Below are 16,294 nucleotides of genomic sequence, written 5' to 3'. Positions count from 1 at the left end.
GTAACTAACTGCCTTACTTAGGATGCCTTGAGAAAAGCTTTCAACGAATAGGGCAAACTTTACAAAAATTCATCAAACCGGAGGTAACGGGAGTAAACAATCAAAATCTTGCTAGATGCGAAAATACGCGAAGTTTTGTAAGATCGAGCTTGTCGATGCGTCTAACCAGAAGTGGAGGAAAACAAGGCACATATAAAAATGTAGGCAAAACGTACTAAGGAGTATCGCTTTGCCTGAAGTTGAACAACAAAATATTCTATTTTTAGAGCGGGGTTGATCAGGATATGACGTAGAAAGTGGGGAATAGTTTGGTCGCTGTTATCCACTAACTTGTCAAAAGATGCCCACGCTGCTTTACTTATGCCATTATAGAACAAAGGTATACGTGAAGCTAGTTTCTGCTGAACGTTTTTGGCATTTTGGCAAAAAATTTATATTTCTTTTAAGTAAATTTTTGTAAAGAGCAGCGTAGTCAAGATCAATCTAGAGTTCAGAAACCAGAGCCAGATTTGCTCATGGGTCTATTTTCATTGCAAGACTATCACTTCTTGAAATTTAGGACATAGACACACGAAGTGCGATCGCACATATAGTAGCGATCAAAGTTTTAGTAATTCTGGCTGACTGAGTTTTAATTCTGGATAACCCCCCTCTGAACCTTGTAAATGAAACAGTGAGGGGAATCTATCATGAAAAATTGCGATCGCCCAATACAAGAGGGGATCAGGGTGAGACTGTCAGGAGTGGTAACTGTACCATACGCAGACAGCCAGAATGGGCAATGGAAAGAAATACTGATAAGTTCGTTTTTAGAAACGCGGTTTAAAAATGTTTTAGCCAGAACCACAGTATTACAAAGAGTGGATTGGTTCTGGCATCAAGAAAATAGTATGCACCTGTGCAAGGAAGCAGTTGCGCTGGCTGCCGAGAACACAAATGACTATCGGCAGATATTGATTAAACAGAATCATCTAGCCAGTACCCTGCCAGATTTAGATCCTGTTGCAGAAGTGTTGCTATTAGTTGCACCCTGGCAAGATTTTGTGTTTGGCACAGTCATAGAAACTGGGGAAATGTTCAGTACCCACATCTTGTTTACTCAACAGAAGCAGTACAACAGGGGTGCTACTGTGCAAGAGTGCTGGAGGCAGAACTCACAAACAAATTTCTCCATAGCCAAGCCCAACTCCAATGCCGTCAAGCCAAGTTCACTCTCTCTTGCTGGGATTGGGGGCTACATTTAATGAGCCAATCCCCAATTGAATATCCCAACAATCTCACCGCAGCGGAGTATCATGAACTGACGGTGGGAAGTGCCATTCATCCGGCACTAATTGAGCGCAACTTCTTCCATATTGAGGGAGAAACAGTTTACGATTATCTATTCATCTCCCCTACACTCCCCAGAAAAAACGCTGGGCGAGTGACGGATGGGCTGTTGAAGTTATATCTGCATTTAATGGCAGGGGGAATGTGGATTGCTTCACTTGACCCGTACAACGACTGGAAACCAATGGAGTGGGGGCGCATCAAGCCGACAAACCCTCGCATTGATTGGCTTAAAGGTAAGTCGGTTAAGTATGAGTCGCCCCCAAAAGTCCCCAACCGTGTCACTTATTTTGATATTGCCGATTGTATTTGGAAGCGGGTAGCGCGGCGGTACAACATTAAACGCTATGATTCACCGTTAGCCCGACGCTTACAAGATAGGTACAACTTGCTCCGGTTCTGGGAATGGGTAATCTCTCATCCAGAAATCCCGATTATTCTCTGCGAGGGCGAGAAGAAGGCGGCCTGTTTGCTAAGTTTGGGGTTTGTGGCGATCGCACTGCCAGGGATTTGGAACGGACGAGTAGGTAAAAAGGATTTCGATGAAAGGCTGCATCCGGATCTACTACCACTGGCACAACCTGGGCGGAAATTCCAGATCCTGTTTGACTACGAGACGAAACTGAAAACTCGTTGGTCGGTCTACCAAGCAACTGTAAGGACTGGTAAAGCGATTGAGGCTGTTGGCTGTGTTTGCGAAGTTGCACTACTGTCAGGGCCGGAGAAAGGCGTTGATGATTTTGTGGTTGCTAGAGGTGAGGATGCTAACGCACTACTGACGGCAATTATAGATGATGCTCACTCATTGAAGGATTACCAGCAATCGTTCCTCATCAAGCACCGGGGACTGAGAAAGTATAGACCAGATGCGCTGATCAATACAAAATATTTGACCCAAGCAGTTGCAGTTCAGGATAAAGCCGCAACTAACCCACCAGCGCATACAGTATGTGTCTCACGAACAGAACAACAACCGGAAGCAATGGATTTTCCAAAGCCCTCACCACCAGAGGAAATCCCCCCAGGTCATCGCGGAAAAATTCGCTACAAACTCAAAAAATTGAGACAGAATAAACAACCCAAAAGTATTGTCTTCCCACTCACTGGGTTAGTGGTACTGATTTCTGATATGGGAACAGGTAAAACCGAGTTAATGCGTTGGTGGCGAGATGCTCACCCAGATCAACGATTTCTCAACAACGGGCATCGGGTGAATCTGCTGAAAAACTTGGCAGAGCGTTTGAAAACCTTGATGTATTCTGACCTTGGTTATGCTGGCATGGCTACTGCACAGGCATTGAGCATCACCATCGACAGTTTATATAAGTTAAACACCCAAGCCCTAGCTTATGGCTGCATTTTCATTGACGAAACTTGCCAATACCTGACACACCTACTGCATAGTAATACTTGTAAGGAACACCGCGCCCTGATATTGTCCGTATTAGAACATATTGTTTACAATGCGCCTTTAGTTGTCATCGCTGACGCTCACATGGACGACATCACCATCGACTTTTTCCTGTCCATGCGACCCGTTGGGGAGCAACCATACATTATCAAAAATGAATGGAAGAATGGAGAGCGCACCATCTATTGGTATGAGGGGATGGATTCTTCCGCGTTGGTGGCGCAAATCTCGGCGGCAATCATGATGAGTCAAAAACTCATGGTGGTGTCTGACTCAAAGCGGTTCATCAAAAAACTGGAACGGATGTTCACTGTACGTATTGAACCATCATCTGCGCCTTCTCACCCACACACGAACCAAACTACACCATTGAGAATTTGGTCGATTCATTCAGATAATAGTGGTTCTGAAGAAAACGTAGCATTTATCAAAGACATTACCAACGCTGTCAAGAATATAGATGTACTTCTAACTTCGCCTAGTCTGGGTACTGGTGTTGACATCTCACAATATCATTTTGATTTAGTATTCGGTGTGTTTCATGCCGTGAGCCAAACTGCCACCGAATGCGCTCAACAGCTGTGGCGTTATCGTCCCAAAGTGCCAATTCATGTGTGGGTAGCTCCTATTCCACCCTTCGGTTACAAAGAAACCAATCCTACCAAAATCAAAGAAAGGATACTTCAAACTAATGAAATCACTGCTTTCTTAATCAAAATCGACCGTGAAACAGGCAAGCGGGGGGTTGAGAAAGATTGGGCATTAGACGCTTACTGTCAAATTCAAGCTTCTCGTCACCAATCAATTAACAATCTTCGGGCTGATCTGAGATCGCTGTTGTCCGATATGGGCAATACTATTGTCCCAACCGGAGATCATCTTGATGTTGAGGCTTGGGAATCCTTAAAATATGCGGCTGACGCTCTAGATGCTGCTCATCATCAGTCTGTCGCCAAAGCCAATACCATATCAAGAAGTGAGTACCGCGCACGGCAAAGTAAGGATTATCTTTCGCCTGAAGAGATGAATGAGTGTGAGAAGTTTCGGATTTGGGACTCTTACGGTATGGAAGTCACCGAATCTCTGGTGGAAAAAGATAACGGCGGTAAATTAATTAGTGCGATCGCATCTTTAGAGGCCATCTTATCTTCATCCCAAGAGACAATCGTTGATTCTCGGACTAACCAACAATACCCCGCACCCCCAGAATTTGTCAGTGCCAAAGATTTATCCGAGCGAAATAAATTACCTTTCTGTACAGATTGGGGGAATTACTCTGCCAAGTGGCTGGCCAGATTCAACTTAGGATTGCACGACATTCTCAAAAGGTTAGTAGCTGGTGAAGAAATTACTGCCGCCGACGAACAACTATTACTTATGACCCACATCGCAAAAGAATGCGCTGCTCACATCAAAGCAATTTTGGGTTTTACTGTCCCGCCTGATTGTCAACCGATTTGGCTGTTGGCTACTTTAGTCGCGCAGTTAGGGCTAAGTTTAGATTTTCGTAAACAAGGAAAACGTGGACAACAAGTAAAATTGTTCTTTCTGTCTAAATCAGAACTAAATTTTGCATTACAAGTTATCGCTCACCGTCAGAAACAACGGGCTGATTACATCCAAACCCAGCCCTTGCAAGGGTTAGACCTGAGTTCACCCTCCGTATCCACCCCCCTGACAATTGGTATAGGAAACTCCCTTGTTGAGGGGGTAGATACTACAGCTTCTAAAGAAGTAGGGGGGCTTCGGTGCAGGGGGGCAGAAGGGCAAGAATCTTTCACCCCTGCGCCCCATCACCCCTGCGCCCCTGCCTCTGAATGCGATCGCACCGCCCTACTTCATTGTGTAGAAATGCTTCGCTCTGGTATTGCTCTAGGATTTGATGCTATCAAAGGAATTCTCAAGCGGTGGACGACTGATTGGCGATGGGAAGTGGTGCTGGAATTGGATGAGATCGCACCGGATGAATTGCAGGCTCTAGCTCTTGCATTTCCACAGTTTTATGACTGGCTTTCTGAGGCGGTGCTGCCAGTGGAGGGGGGCTGAATTATTATCAAAGCTGACGGCTTACTATTACAATTTATTACCTTTTTTCTCAGCAATATTACGTTGACTGTACTGTTTCCCCTTGCAAATTTATTTTTTGAATAAAATGAGGTTAATGCCTTTGCTGATCCGATTTTTTGACCACTTCGACTTTCCCAGTTTTCTCGAAGTCGTTTTCTTCAACCGGGGCAAGCAGTGATAACGATGATACCGCTCCTAATATTTGTTCTTCTTTTACCTCCAAATACTTGTAAAGCTCATCCAAGGTGCGATGTCCAGAAATTTCCTGAATTACTCTTAAGGGAATTCCGGCATTACTCATGGTTGTGAGTGCTGTGCGACGAAAACTATGTGAGCTTACGCCCTCAATTCCTGTTCGTTGACAAGCTACTCTCACTATCCACAGTGCCGAATCTCGGTGCAGGTGGCTACCCGCTCTGGAGTGGTCTGGATTTCCCGGAAATAGCCACAGTGAATCATCTCGCGGTTGATATGCTTGTAGCCTGATTCGCAACTCTTGAATTACAGGTATGGCGCGGGTAGCCAGTTTATTTTTTGTATTCCCTTTGCGAAAAGTGATTTTATTTCTGACTTTTCCTCTGGAGTCATACACATCGCGCTTGAGCAGGGTCACTGCTTCCGAAGCTCGACAAGCGGTGTAAAGCATCACGGCAAATAACGCTTTGTCTCGTAGTGAGTCTACTCCCTGCGAGAACAGAAGTTGAATTTCTTCTGGTGTGAGGATTTTGGCTCTGCCGTGCCGATCAATCTTCAACTTGCCTCTTTAATTACCACCCCCGTTGTTTTCTGATTATCCCAGTCTAGGGGGACAAGAGCGATCCTCTGTGCGAAGGTTATAGCGTGCAGTGAGAGCAGGGTTAGAAAGACCAGCTAAACGCTGTACAGTTACAACATCCACACCAGCATTTAACAAATCCCAAATGAACGTATGCCGGAGATCGTGAGGCGAGAATGGTTTGATACCAGCTTGTTCACCCCGCTTGTGTAAAATGAATAACACTGCCTGGGGTGTGAGCCGTTTGTGAACTACACGCCCAGACTTGTTAACTTGACATAGCAGGGGGCCGGGTGTGCGAGTTCGGATTTCAATCCAATCATTAACGATAGCGATCGCGCTTGGAGATAAATAAACAATCCGATCAACTCTTGGGTGACTGGAGTGGAGTTTGATGTCTCCAGAATGTGCCAAATCTTTTAGCTCCAGACCAACCACTTCACTCCGTCGCAGACCAGCACCGCGAAGGAAAGCGATGAGTGCAGCGTCTCTAAAACCTGCTGGGGTGAGATCGCTAAAGCAAGTCTGCATTAAAGCATCAAGCTCATCTTGACTAAGCACCCTTCCGCTTAATTCTTTTGGCACTTTGACACTCTGGATGTCAACAGCACGGGCATAATCAATCGGGGTAATCAGCCCGGAGTTTAGAGATGACTTCAAAACGCCCCTTAAGGCGCATAGTATTCGGTTAACGGTTGCTGGGGAGTACTTTTGGATGAGTGCGGTGCGGAGAGCTAGGGTGTGTTTGTAGCGTAATTCTGACCAATTCAAAGTCAGATGGTCAGCTTGATGATCTGTGAGCAATTGAGCAATCAGGTTGAGCGAGTGCTTCATTGTCGGTTTCGATCCCGGACTGAGCGTCGAGAGATAAACAATTGCCGGGTTTTGGGTCAAAGGTGGCGTACTCGTCAAAACCAATGAAGTAAAAGAGTTGGTAGACATTGCGGATCTAAATCTTCTAGAAAATTATATTCCGCACAGTTATATTTTGATAAGTAATCCACAGTTATAACAGTTATATAAGCAGGGATAGCCACCAAAACCCGCATTTCTCACAAGCTTCAGGCGTTTGATGGGGCAGAGGGAGAGTGGGGGTAGACAAGGTTGTTGAAACATCGTGTCCCCCTGTCCCCCTGCCCCCCTCTTTGAAAGGTGTGGTGAGAAATCCGGGCAAAAAAGCTTTTAGTTCTAGGTAGAGAAATTTTATTTAAAAACCAAATGGATTAGGTTTATCAGTAAGGGTGGGGCGATCGCTTTCTAGTGGCATGATAAAATTTAATATTCTAGTTAGAGTATGAAAACCATGTTCTAATTAGAATATGAATAATCAAAATCCCCCAATTAATTTAATCTCAAAGCTAGTCGCCCAAAGGCGCACTAACCAAAAACAAGCGGGAGCAAGCAGTGAGAAGTTGACAAAAAAACAAATCCAATGGAACAAGCTCAAATCTGAGCCAATTTATTTACTGAGATTAACAGTGAGAGTAGGTGTACAGACATTGCGTTTGTCAGGATTGCACTTAGGCATTAACGCTGAAGTCATGCAGATGTTAGAAGATCAAGCTAAGGGTGGGTATCGCGCTAACACTTCGCAAAGATTAAAAGATGCCGCTCACAAACTTCAGGCACGGCAGAAGATGATTTATAACCGTTATACAGTGTTGAACGAACCCTTTCGCCTCGTTCACGAAGCCGCGTTACCAGATGCCCTCGAAGCAATCGATCTAATGCAGCAAGAAGCACATCAATTGCGACAAGAAATAGTAGCTGCTCATGAAGATGAGTTTACAGCCTTCTTATCTTGGGCGCATCAGATACTAACAAAAACTCATTTAGAGCCAAAAGAGATCGAAGCGGCACTAACTTACTATGCTGATGCTTATCCCACTCAAGAAGATGTAGAACAGTGCTTACAGGTGGTGGTGGAAGGGCCAATCAAGATTCCTTCCTTAATTGAGGATGCCCAGGCACAAGTTACACAAGCCCAGCAGCTCCTAGCAGAACAAGCATTAAAAATAGAACAGTCGAAACTAGCACTTATACGTCGTTCACAAGAAACCCTCGAACAAACTCTACTTTCTACCCTTTACGATGCCCAGACCAGAAGCCGAGATGAAGCTTATGGAAAATTAGCAGAACTTTTGTCAAGTATGACTTGCAGTAGTGAAGATGTTACTCTTCGCACAATCCAAAAGTGGCAGACCTTGCAGCAACGCTTGGAAACATTGACGCAGTACGATCAGAGTCTTGAGCCAATAGTACAAAAAACGGCACAAATTCAACACTTATTTCAAAACGACAAACAGAACTTACAAGAGATTCAAGTTCTGATGGACGACTTCAGAACGATGCTCAAAGAGCGGGTAAAGCTTGAATCAAGTAGTGCTGGCATTGCTCAACTGACAAAAGCTTTAGCCTTTGATGCTGATTATACTGAACTGCTAAAACAACTAGAAACTTTGGCTGTTTCTCCGTCGCCAGAAGAGTTTCACAAGCTCAAAGGCAAGCTGGCGGCTATGGATGCTTTGTTACGCATTCGCTCTAAATCATTGAAACAGAAGTGGGTTGAAGCAGAAAACGCTGTCCGCAAACAAATAGGTCTTGAGGAAAGGCCAACCGAAAATTTGAAAGAAGATATTAATAATTTTTCGGAAAAGGATGAAGACAGTGAAGAAAAAGAGTTAACAAATAGCTTTACAAACAGAAAAACAACGACTCCTTATGATTTAGATGCTGGATTTTAATCAAAAATAAATTTCATATTCTAGTTGGAATACGAAAATGACAAAAACTTCCCCTGTAAAAACCGATAAAACTGCTTCAGCTGAAGAACGGCTTGGGCAACTGCGTCAGGAATTGAACAAAATCTTTTTAGAACGGAACACCGTGATCGATGGTGTATTGGCAGTACTTTTGACCAATGGCAATGCAGTGTTATTTGGGCCGCCAGGGTGTGCCAAATCTTGGATGCTTCAAGAATTGTGCAGTGCTATTGAAGGAGCTAACTTTTTTGATCGCTTACTGCAACGCGCTCAACCACCGGAGGAACTGTTGGGGCAGCCGTCTCTAGTTGCCTTGCAGCAGCAGGACTCACTCATCCGTAACACCAAAAACCGCCTGCCAGAAGCCCATATTGCTTTTTTAGATGAAATATTCCGTTGTAATGCAACCACATTGAATGCTCTTCTGCGACTGATCAACGAGCGGGTTTTCGAGAATCCAGATCCGCAACCAGTACCACTGCTATTTCTATGTGGAGCAGCCAACGATGTACCCGAAGACGAAGAACTCCGGGCATTCGTTGACCGTTTCGTGTATCGTCCTTGGGTTTCTTACGTGAGAAAAACCGCTTCCCGTCGGGAACTCATCAATCGTGCCAGAAACAATGTCAAACTTGCTGTTTCTACTCGGCTGACTTTAGAGGAAATTAGCCACTTACAAGCACAAGTGCAAACAGTACTTTTTCCTGACTCTATTGTAGAATCCCTACTTCAGTGTCAGTCTGCACTCTTACGAGAAGGTTTCGATATCAGCGATCGCAAACTTCAGCATTTGGTGAAGCTTTTGCAAGCACACGCCTACGTTCAGGGCGATGCTGAAGTATATATAGAGTCGTTCCACGAGTTATTACCCGACTGTGTATGGAAAAAAGAACCTCTTGAACGGCAAAAAATAGCACAGATTTTGAATCAGGTAATTCCTGATGTCAATCAACAGGCAGTAAATTGGTATGACGCAGCAAAAGAAGAAGTCAAAAAAGTACAACTTGCTGCTAAAGAATACGATCTCCGTCCTCGTAACGACACGGAGAAAAAACTCATTGACACCGCCCATAATGCTGCAAAGCATTTAGAGGATGTCTCTCGTCAAATTGAGAAATTATTGTCCCAGAATCAAGGTAAAAATGTCCGTAGGGCAAAGCGAATACTGACGGACATCAGGGAAGATTTGATGTTAGAGGTCGCCAAGTACAAAGAGAAAGTTTACTCGTAATTGGAGGCAGGGGGCAGGAGGCAGGAGGCAGGAGGGAAGAAATTAATCTTTTATTTTTTGGATACTAGAAACCAGCATTCCCTGAACTCTATCAACGTGATGTAAGACAGGTTCAAATAATTCAGGACTAGCTAATTTCACTTCTTTTGCAATAATCAATTGTGTATCCAATTCTCTTAAAGAGCCTAACGCAATGTGCAAAAATTGGATGTATTCATTCTTGGTTCTGCGTCCATATCCTTCAGCTATATTGCTGGGTACAGAAACCGAAGAACGTCTTATTTGACTAGTTAATCCATAAAGCTCTGTTTTGGGAAACTGCTCTGTTAGTTTATAGCAATTTATAGCTAATGTGATACCTTGTTTCCAAATGAATTGTTCTCTGTAACTCATGTGTTTGAAGTAGGAAGTTTGGAGTATTTTGATGGTAACACTGTTTTTTCTTCCCTCCTGCCTCCTGCCTCTCCTTATGATTCCTGAAGAGTTTCCACCGTTTGTTTATGAAGTCAGCAGTCTCTCCCGGCTTTTCTGGAGGGAGTTTGCGATTACTTTTCATACTGATGAATTGTTTTCTCAGGGTGAGCGACTGCCAGGGTTTGCCAGTTTTACAGTTGAAATATTTCATCGGCTGTACTACGAACCTGCACCGGAAAAACTAGATCCATCACCTCCAGAGAGTGCTTGGGCAGAAAAACTGCATAATGAATTCTCAGAAATAATCGGATTTGAGAATCTGGTACGGCAGTGCCAGGGCAATCAACTGGCCGCCGGAGTAGCGACAATGGAATTCTGCAAAACAGTGTTAGACCGATTGCCTCAACCGGGGTATAAGTTACAAGATCCACAGAAATTAAGGGACTTCATTAAGCAACTTAAAAATTCCTCCCAATCTCCAGCAAAAATTCTCAAGCAGATGTCTACTTTGAACAAACAGGAGAAAAAAGCACTGGGGGAACTAATTCGCTCAGTTGAGGATGATACAGATGAAATGCTGGCAACACTTCGGTTGTTGGGTCAGTCAGCAGTGCAAGATGCCGAGTATTATGCTCAAGGCTTGGACTCTTCAGAAATCAGGCAAACGATAAGAGTGGCTGTAGCAGAAACTGAGGAGAAATTATCAGAACTCACCCAATGGTTGGAAATGATTGGTTTAAACTGGGGCATAGAAGAAGGAACAGAACAAACGGTTTCCTCTGTTGAAAAGATGGAGCTTGCTAGTAGAATTGCGACCAATGAAAAACTCAAGCTGATTGCAAAGCTGTCAGGTTCCTTGAAGGATATTGCAGATAAAAAGCGCCGTACCAAAACGGAAGATGCTTTTGGCGAACTCAGCAGTATTGAACTGGGAAATAATTTAGCTCGACTCCTGCCTTTGGAACTTCAGAAACTCACACAACCGGAACTCTTTCCTTTATTTGCCAAAGGGTACTATGAACATTCTCTACTTCAGTACAAGATTGTAGGCAAGGAGAAAAAGTCAAAAGGGCCATTAATTGTGTGCCTGGATTCTTCTGGCTCAATGGCGGGACACCCTGATACTTGGGCCAAAGCAGTAACAGCAGTTCTGTTGCAAATTGCTCACAAGGATAACCGCCACTTCCGTGTCATCCATTTTGATACCAGGGTTCGCCGGACAGATGATTTTCCACCAAAACATCATGATTACCGGAAATTCCTAGACTCGATGCTGAGTTTTTACAGTGGTGGGGGTACAAATTGGGAACCAGCCCTATTTGAAGCTATTAAATACATAGACAATGATCAGAGCTTGCACAAAGCCGATATTGTTCTGATTACAGATGCCTTGTGTGATATGAGTCAAGACGTTGTAGAAAAACTTAAATCTAACAAACAACACCTACAAACAAATATTTTCTCCATTCTAATTGGAAACCATAGTGAAAAAAATCTGACAAAATTCAGCGATCGCATTTGGGTAATTAAAGATTTAAGTTTTGAAGCTTCTAATCAAATAGAAGAATTATTTCTAATTTGAGCCGCCCGCTCTTCCCGGATTTCTCACCACACTTTTCAAAGCCTGTGCAGGGGAGCAGGGGGGCAGGGGGACACGATGTTTCAACAACCTTGTCTACCCCCACTCCCCCACTCCCCCTCTGACATCAGGATCGCCTTTGACGATTACTTAGGCTTCTCGAATGGGAGCAAGTAACTCATCGCTGTGATATTAATCGTATTTTATATCGGACAAAAGATAATGGTATCTTATTTTGTGTTGTAGTCTTGTATTACAATGTAACTTAAAGCATAATTATGAGCGAACAGCTTAGTTAATGGTTTCAAGCGTGGCACAACTAACCATTCAAATACCGGATGAACTAGCTCAACGTTTAGAACCGTTGCAAAGTCGCTTGCCTGAATTGCTTTGGCGATTGTTGGATACTGAGCCAGGGGAAACAACACAACAACCATCTGTTAGAGCAGAAACGATAAATATCCCAGAAGTTTATCAAGAAGTACTAGATTTTTTGCTGAAGCGTCCAACACCAGAAGAAATTATTGCTTTTAAAGTATCGGAGCAAGCAGAAAAACGGTTGCAAGCATTACTAGAAAAAAACCGCTCTGGTTCACTTAATTCAATAGAAATAGCAGAATTAGACGTTTACGAACAATTAGAACATCTGATGATTTTACTTAAGGCGCGAGCGACAGCAAATTAATTAAATAAAATGTCTTCTAATTCAATTTCTACAGAACTGAGAAAGCTGGTCATAAATAGAGCTTCAGGACGTTGTGAATATTGTTTAATTCATTCGAGCTATTCGATTTATACTCATGAAGTAGATCATATTATCGCTATTAAACATGGTGGTGAAACTAGTAGCGAGAACTTAGCACTTTCATGCCTATCGTGTAATCGACATAAGGGTTCTGATTTTGCGACTATCGATGCAGAAACAGGAGAAATTGTTCCATTGTTTAACCCGCGTCGCCAAAAATGGGATGAACATTTCTATTTTGAAGGTGCAAGAATTGAGGGAAAAACTCAGATTGGAAAAGCGAGTACTAGGTTGCTTCAGTTTAATATTCCTAATCGATTACTTCAACGACAAGTGTTAATGAGCCAACAAAAATATCCGTAAACAAAATTTTAAGTAATATTATTAGTAAAATAATTTAATTTAAATTACTGAGGATATAAGAATGAATTATAGTAGAGATTCTTTACCACCAATCAACCTCATCCCTCTTAAAGATAAAACTGATAATAGAGAAGAACGAGTAAGAAAAAATAGGCTGATAAAAATAGCTACACCAACCGATATTCGCTTTGTAAAAGTACTGGAATTTTTACGGAGCAACAATCTATCCGTGAATAGTCGCAAGTTGTACGAACGGGAACTGAAGCGGTTTTTGGGATGGACGCAGTTGTCTTATCATGAGCTACGCCCACGTCACTTAGCATTATATAAAGAATATCTGCGAGACGAAGTACAGACTGATACAGGTAAACCGCTTTCAAAAAGTAGTATCAATGCCGGGATTTCAGCACTCAAAAGCTTTTTCAAATGGATGTGTTGCACATATCCTGACATCATGGCGGCAAATCCAACGCTAGGAGTGAAACTAGAAAAAATTCCCCTACCACCAGCCCAAAGTTTAACAGCAGAACAGATGGAGAGGGTATGGTCAGCGTTAGAATTACTGGGAGAAACAAAGCAACGGGACACCGCGCTTGTCCACATTCTGAGCCACGGACTCCGCGCTGGGGAAATTGTCGAGTTAAATGTTGGGTCATTCGATGGCAAGCTACTGTTCTTACCCGATACCAAAACCAATGAACCGCGCCTAGTGCCATTGCGAAAGGAAAGCCGAGAAGTATTAACTGAGTATTTGCTTTCGCGTGAAGAACTTGGAGAAGAATTAAACAGCCTCACCCCACTGATGATTTCGCACCATGCGTCATATAAAGGTGAACGCTTGAGTTATCACGGAATTTACTTTGCGGTGGAGAAAATAGGTGAGCTTGCAGGCATTGAAGAACTACACCCGCATTCGTTTCGACACACTTACGCTACTGACTTGTTAATGTTGGGCATAGATCCAAGCCATGCAAGGAAGTTGACAGGACATACTAGTGAGAAGGCATTTAGACGGTACACACTTCGCTCGGAACAAGAAGCGGCAATAGCGGCTTACTATCGAGCGATAGGTGAGGAGCCAGAAAAGGAGTCCTAAGCAAAAATGAAATAGAAACTAACTGGAGATTTTGAGGAAATCAAAATTTTAAATTATGAGTCGCCCACGAATTATTCAACCAGGACAAAGTTATACATTTAGTAAGTATTTTGAATTACCATTCTCTCCAGAAGACATACTGATTGAACTAGGTTGTACTTATGAGCGTGAACGCTTACAATTACCCAGAACAGAATCTTTAAGTAAAGAAACCCAGCAATTGCAGCAGCTAATTGAACGCAATCTTCGGCGAGTCAAGTTACTAAGTGAAGATGCACGTAAACAAGCAATTATTGCACCAATACTGCTGGAAGTATGTGAAATAGCGCAAACCCAGTTGAATATTGAGTATGCAATCAATGTTAGTGATCAACTCAAAGGCAACCTAGATTATTACATTGATAAAGGTAAAGGCTTGTTAGTGATAGAGGCAAAACAAGCTGATTTAAGCAGAGGATTTACACAATTAGCAGTAGAATTGATAGCTTTGTCTGAGTGGATAAATTTAGATAAACCGATTATATATGGTGCAGTAACCACTGGGGAAGATTGGCGTTTTGCTAGATATAATCGTCAAGAAAAACAGATAACAGAAGATTTGAAGTTATATAGAGTACCGGAAGAATTACCAGAATTAATAGAAATTTTGGTTGGGATATTAAGTGAGTAAAGGACAAACAGATGCCCAAGCCACTTGACCCCAAATGCCAATTATGTGCCAAGTTACCGACAGCTAAGGCGAGAGTATTGCATGGGACAGAAGGTGATGGCTGCTGGAATCCAAAGGTTTGTCACAATCGCCGTTCCTTCTACCGCAACCGCAACAAAGATGATTCTGGGCAAATTGAAGCGATCGCCGTTGAGCCACCCGCAACATATTTTGCTGTGTTGTACTTGTACAAAGAAACAGGGGATAAGCCCTTGCACGCCTTGGGTGCAGAGTTATGGTTGGGGCAAAAGCCAATCTGTCGTCTAGAGCCGATTCACTGTTTTGGACTGACGGCGGGTAAGATCCGCGCTTATACAGATCAGGTGTTGCAAGCATTTGCTAAACAATATGGTATTTCGTTGTATCAATATAAGGATATGTTTGAAATTAGCCCCGCTCACTGTCCAGTGCGGCCTTGCCCCCTGCATCCAGAACAATGACTACCTATCGTCAGTTAACTATCTGGGATATTTTAGAAGAGATTTCAGTTGCTCCACCCACTGCAACACTTGTTCCGGTATGGCAATGTTTAGATACCGAACTAGAAAATTTATCAACAGAAGAACAGTTATCAACCGCCGCTATAGCTTTTAATCAAATAGCAGATATTCTCCTGACTCGCGCAGAAATTTTGTTGGAGGATGTAAATGCTCAAAACGATACTGAGGGGCCAGTGATTAGCACAGATATCTTTGCTGGGCTAGTTCGGACAACGATGCAGCTGGATTTGGATGACTTAATCGAAGAACCACCAGAGCAGAGCTTTAGACCGCATGGGCCACACCATTTCACTTATCCTACGACTAGCATTGATTCAGTAGCGGCTCCGGTCGAGAAACAAAATGTCTTGACAATGCTAGAAATTCAGACTGTAGAGGATGTTCATCGGTTGGCAGGGGATGAGGATGTCCAAAAATGGACTAGGGCGATCGCGGTGTATTTGGAACAGACTAAAAGTGAAATAACACTGACTTTACTACAACAGAAATTGAAAATGCCGATGGTAGAGGTATGGTTGGGATTGTTGCTGGGTGATTTTAGATTAGAGCAACGAGGGGACTTTTATGAAAGTGAAAATGTTTGGGTAGTAACGCACACTGCTTGCAGTTAGCGGTAAGAGTTGTCACTTTTAGCAGACTGCAAGGAGTGTAGTACTTCTCGATAGCAGACAAACCAAAAATAAAGCGCGACATTCAGCCCACTCAAAAATTTAGGAATACCTTCTAATAAGCTATGAGTTCCATCACCCTCAAAATGGAGTGAATCTACTGTAATAGCAATAAATAATAAAACTAAACTAGCAATAAGAATAATATAAGGTGTGGATTTGATTTGTCGTCTAAAAGCTAACCCATACAAGCTAGAAATAATCGCGTAGCAAAAAATAGTTACTAGCTTGGGAATGCCAAATTGCAAAAAAATTATATGGAGTCGATAAATTTCATTCAATAAATAACCTGCTGTTAAAATTGCGGAGTAAAGCAAAAATTGATTAGATATATTATTAGGTTTAAGAGTTTTTAGTAAGGTAAAACTAAAAGCACAAATTATAGGTGGTATCGAACACAGTATTTGAAATCCAAGTGTAAACAATCCTGCACCAAAATATGGTGGTGCGGCAGGAGGTAAGAACAATCCTCCAACTGATATATCAAATATTTTATTATAAATAATAAAGGCGAGAATTAATAATAAGCAGAAACTATTCAAACGGAAAATAATTTTATTAATTAGCATATATTACTTAAATATTATTTACCCAGTTCTAATTTTTTTAAAAATTAATTTTTGGTAATTAAAAGCCTTGAAGTAA

Annotated in this window: 15 protein-coding genes; 11 read left to right on the top strand and 4 right to left on the bottom strand. The window is 42.6% G+C overall.

Going from position 1 to position 16,294, the window contains the following annotated elements:
- Positions 1–689: 689 nt before the first annotated feature.
- Complete coding sequence (locus tag H6G77_RS32295; protein ID WP_190594723.1) at positions 690–1,244, top strand: hypothetical protein; 555 nt, start codon at positions 690–692, stop codon at positions 1,242–1,244.
- Positions 1,244–4,786 carry a plasmid replication protein, CyRepA1 family gene (locus H6G77_RS32290; RefSeq protein WP_190873779.1) on the top strand — a complete coding sequence of 1,181 codons (3,543 nt, stop codon included), beginning with the start codon at positions 1,244–1,246 and terminating at the stop codon, positions 4,784–4,786. Before H6G77_RS32295 ends, H6G77_RS32290 begins: the two co-directional genes overlap by 1 nt.
- Positions 4,787–4,898: 112 nt before the next feature.
- On the opposite strand, the gene H6G77_RS32285 is transcribed toward H6G77_RS32290, so the two are convergent.
- Together H6G77_RS32285 and H6G77_RS32280 are read right to left on the bottom strand one after the other, a co-directional pair.
- Positions 4,899–5,561: a tyrosine-type recombinase/integrase gene (locus H6G77_RS32285; protein WP_190594721.1), complete on the bottom strand. Its 663-nt coding sequence runs from the start codon at positions 5,559–5,561 to the stop codon at positions 4,899–4,901.
- Between the two features lie 36 nt (positions 5,562–5,597).
- Positions 5,598–6,524, bottom strand: a complete 927-nt coding sequence (locus H6G77_RS32280; protein WP_190873778.1) for a tyrosine-type recombinase/integrase — start codon at positions 6,522–6,524, stop codon at positions 5,598–5,600.
- A gap of 377 nt (positions 6,525–6,901) precedes the next feature.
- On the opposite strand from H6G77_RS32280, the gene H6G77_RS32275 reads away from it, so the two are divergent.
- Together H6G77_RS32275 and H6G77_RS32270 are read left to right on the top strand one after the other, a co-directional pair.
- On the top strand, positions 6,902–8,326 hold the full coding sequence (locus tag H6G77_RS32275) for a hypothetical protein (RefSeq protein WP_190873777.1): 1,425 nt from the start codon (positions 6,902–6,904) through the stop codon (positions 8,324–8,326).
- A 37-nt stretch (positions 8,327–8,363) separates the two neighbouring features.
- On the top strand, positions 8,364–9,575 hold the full coding sequence (locus H6G77_RS32270; RefSeq protein ID WP_190873776.1) for an AAA family ATPase: 1,212 nt from the start codon (positions 8,364–8,366) through the stop codon (positions 9,573–9,575).
- 42 nt (positions 9,576–9,617) lie between these two features.
- On the opposite strand, the gene H6G77_RS32265 is transcribed toward H6G77_RS32270, so the two are convergent.
- Positions 9,618–9,968 carry a four helix bundle protein gene (locus tag H6G77_RS32265; RefSeq protein WP_190873775.1) on the bottom strand — a complete coding sequence of 117 codons (351 nt, stop codon included), beginning with the start codon at positions 9,966–9,968 and terminating at the stop codon, positions 9,618–9,620.
- Positions 9,969–10,044: 76 nt separating this feature from the next.
- Here H6G77_RS32265 and H6G77_RS32260 point away from each other — a divergent pair, with 76 nt between their 5' ends.
- The 7 genes from H6G77_RS32260 (at position 10,045) to H6G77_RS32230 (ending at position 15,592) form a co-directional block, all read left to right on the top strand.
- Positions 10,045–11,571, top strand: coding sequence for a VWA domain-containing protein (locus H6G77_RS32260; RefSeq protein WP_199331729.1), 1,527 nt, complete (start codon positions 10,045–10,047; stop codon positions 11,569–11,571).
- Between the two features lie 307 nt (positions 11,572–11,878).
- Positions 11,879–12,253 (top strand): hypothetical protein, encoded by a 375-nt coding sequence (locus H6G77_RS32255; RefSeq protein ID WP_190595330.1) that lies wholly within the window; start codon positions 11,879–11,881, stop codon positions 12,251–12,253.
- 9 nt (positions 12,254–12,262) lie between these two features.
- The gene (locus H6G77_RS32250; protein ID WP_190873774.1) at positions 12,263–12,676 is read left to right on the top strand and encodes an HNH endonuclease; all 414 of its coding nucleotides are present in this window, start codon (positions 12,263–12,265) and stop codon (positions 12,674–12,676) included.
- Positions 12,677–12,737: 61 nt separating this feature from the next.
- Positions 12,738–13,772 carry a site-specific integrase gene (locus tag H6G77_RS32245; protein WP_190595328.1) on the top strand — a complete coding sequence of 345 codons (1,035 nt, stop codon included), beginning with the start codon at positions 12,738–12,740 and terminating at the stop codon, positions 13,770–13,772.
- A gap of 55 nt (positions 13,773–13,827) precedes the next feature.
- Positions 13,828–14,442, top strand: a complete 615-nt coding sequence (locus H6G77_RS32240) for a hypothetical protein (RefSeq protein WP_190595327.1) — start codon at positions 13,828–13,830, stop codon at positions 14,440–14,442.
- Between the two features lie 11 nt (positions 14,443–14,453).
- Entirely contained in the window at positions 14,454–14,921 is a 468-nt protein-coding gene (locus H6G77_RS32235) for a hypothetical protein (protein ID WP_190873773.1), read from the top strand.
- The gene (locus H6G77_RS32230) at positions 14,918–15,592 is read left to right on the top strand and encodes a hypothetical protein (protein WP_190873772.1); all 675 of its coding nucleotides are present in this window, start codon (positions 14,918–14,920) and stop codon (positions 15,590–15,592) included. Before H6G77_RS32235 ends, H6G77_RS32230 begins: the two co-directional genes overlap by 4 nt.
- Here the strand turns inward: H6G77_RS32230 and H6G77_RS32225 are convergent.
- Positions 15,589–16,218 carry a hypothetical protein gene (locus H6G77_RS32225; RefSeq protein WP_190677431.1) on the bottom strand — a complete coding sequence of 210 codons (630 nt, stop codon included), beginning with the start codon at positions 16,216–16,218 and terminating at the stop codon, positions 15,589–15,591. The two genes, H6G77_RS32230 and H6G77_RS32225, sit on opposite strands and share 4 nt — an antisense overlap.
- Positions 16,219–16,294: the final 76 nt, after the last annotated feature.

This window comes from Aulosira sp. FACHB-615 (genome assembly GCF_014698045.1).
Classification (GTDB): Bacteria; Cyanobacteriota; Cyanobacteriia; order Cyanobacteriales; family Nostocaceae; genus Nostoc_B.
This window is presented reverse-complemented; position numbering and strand designations above follow the sequence as displayed.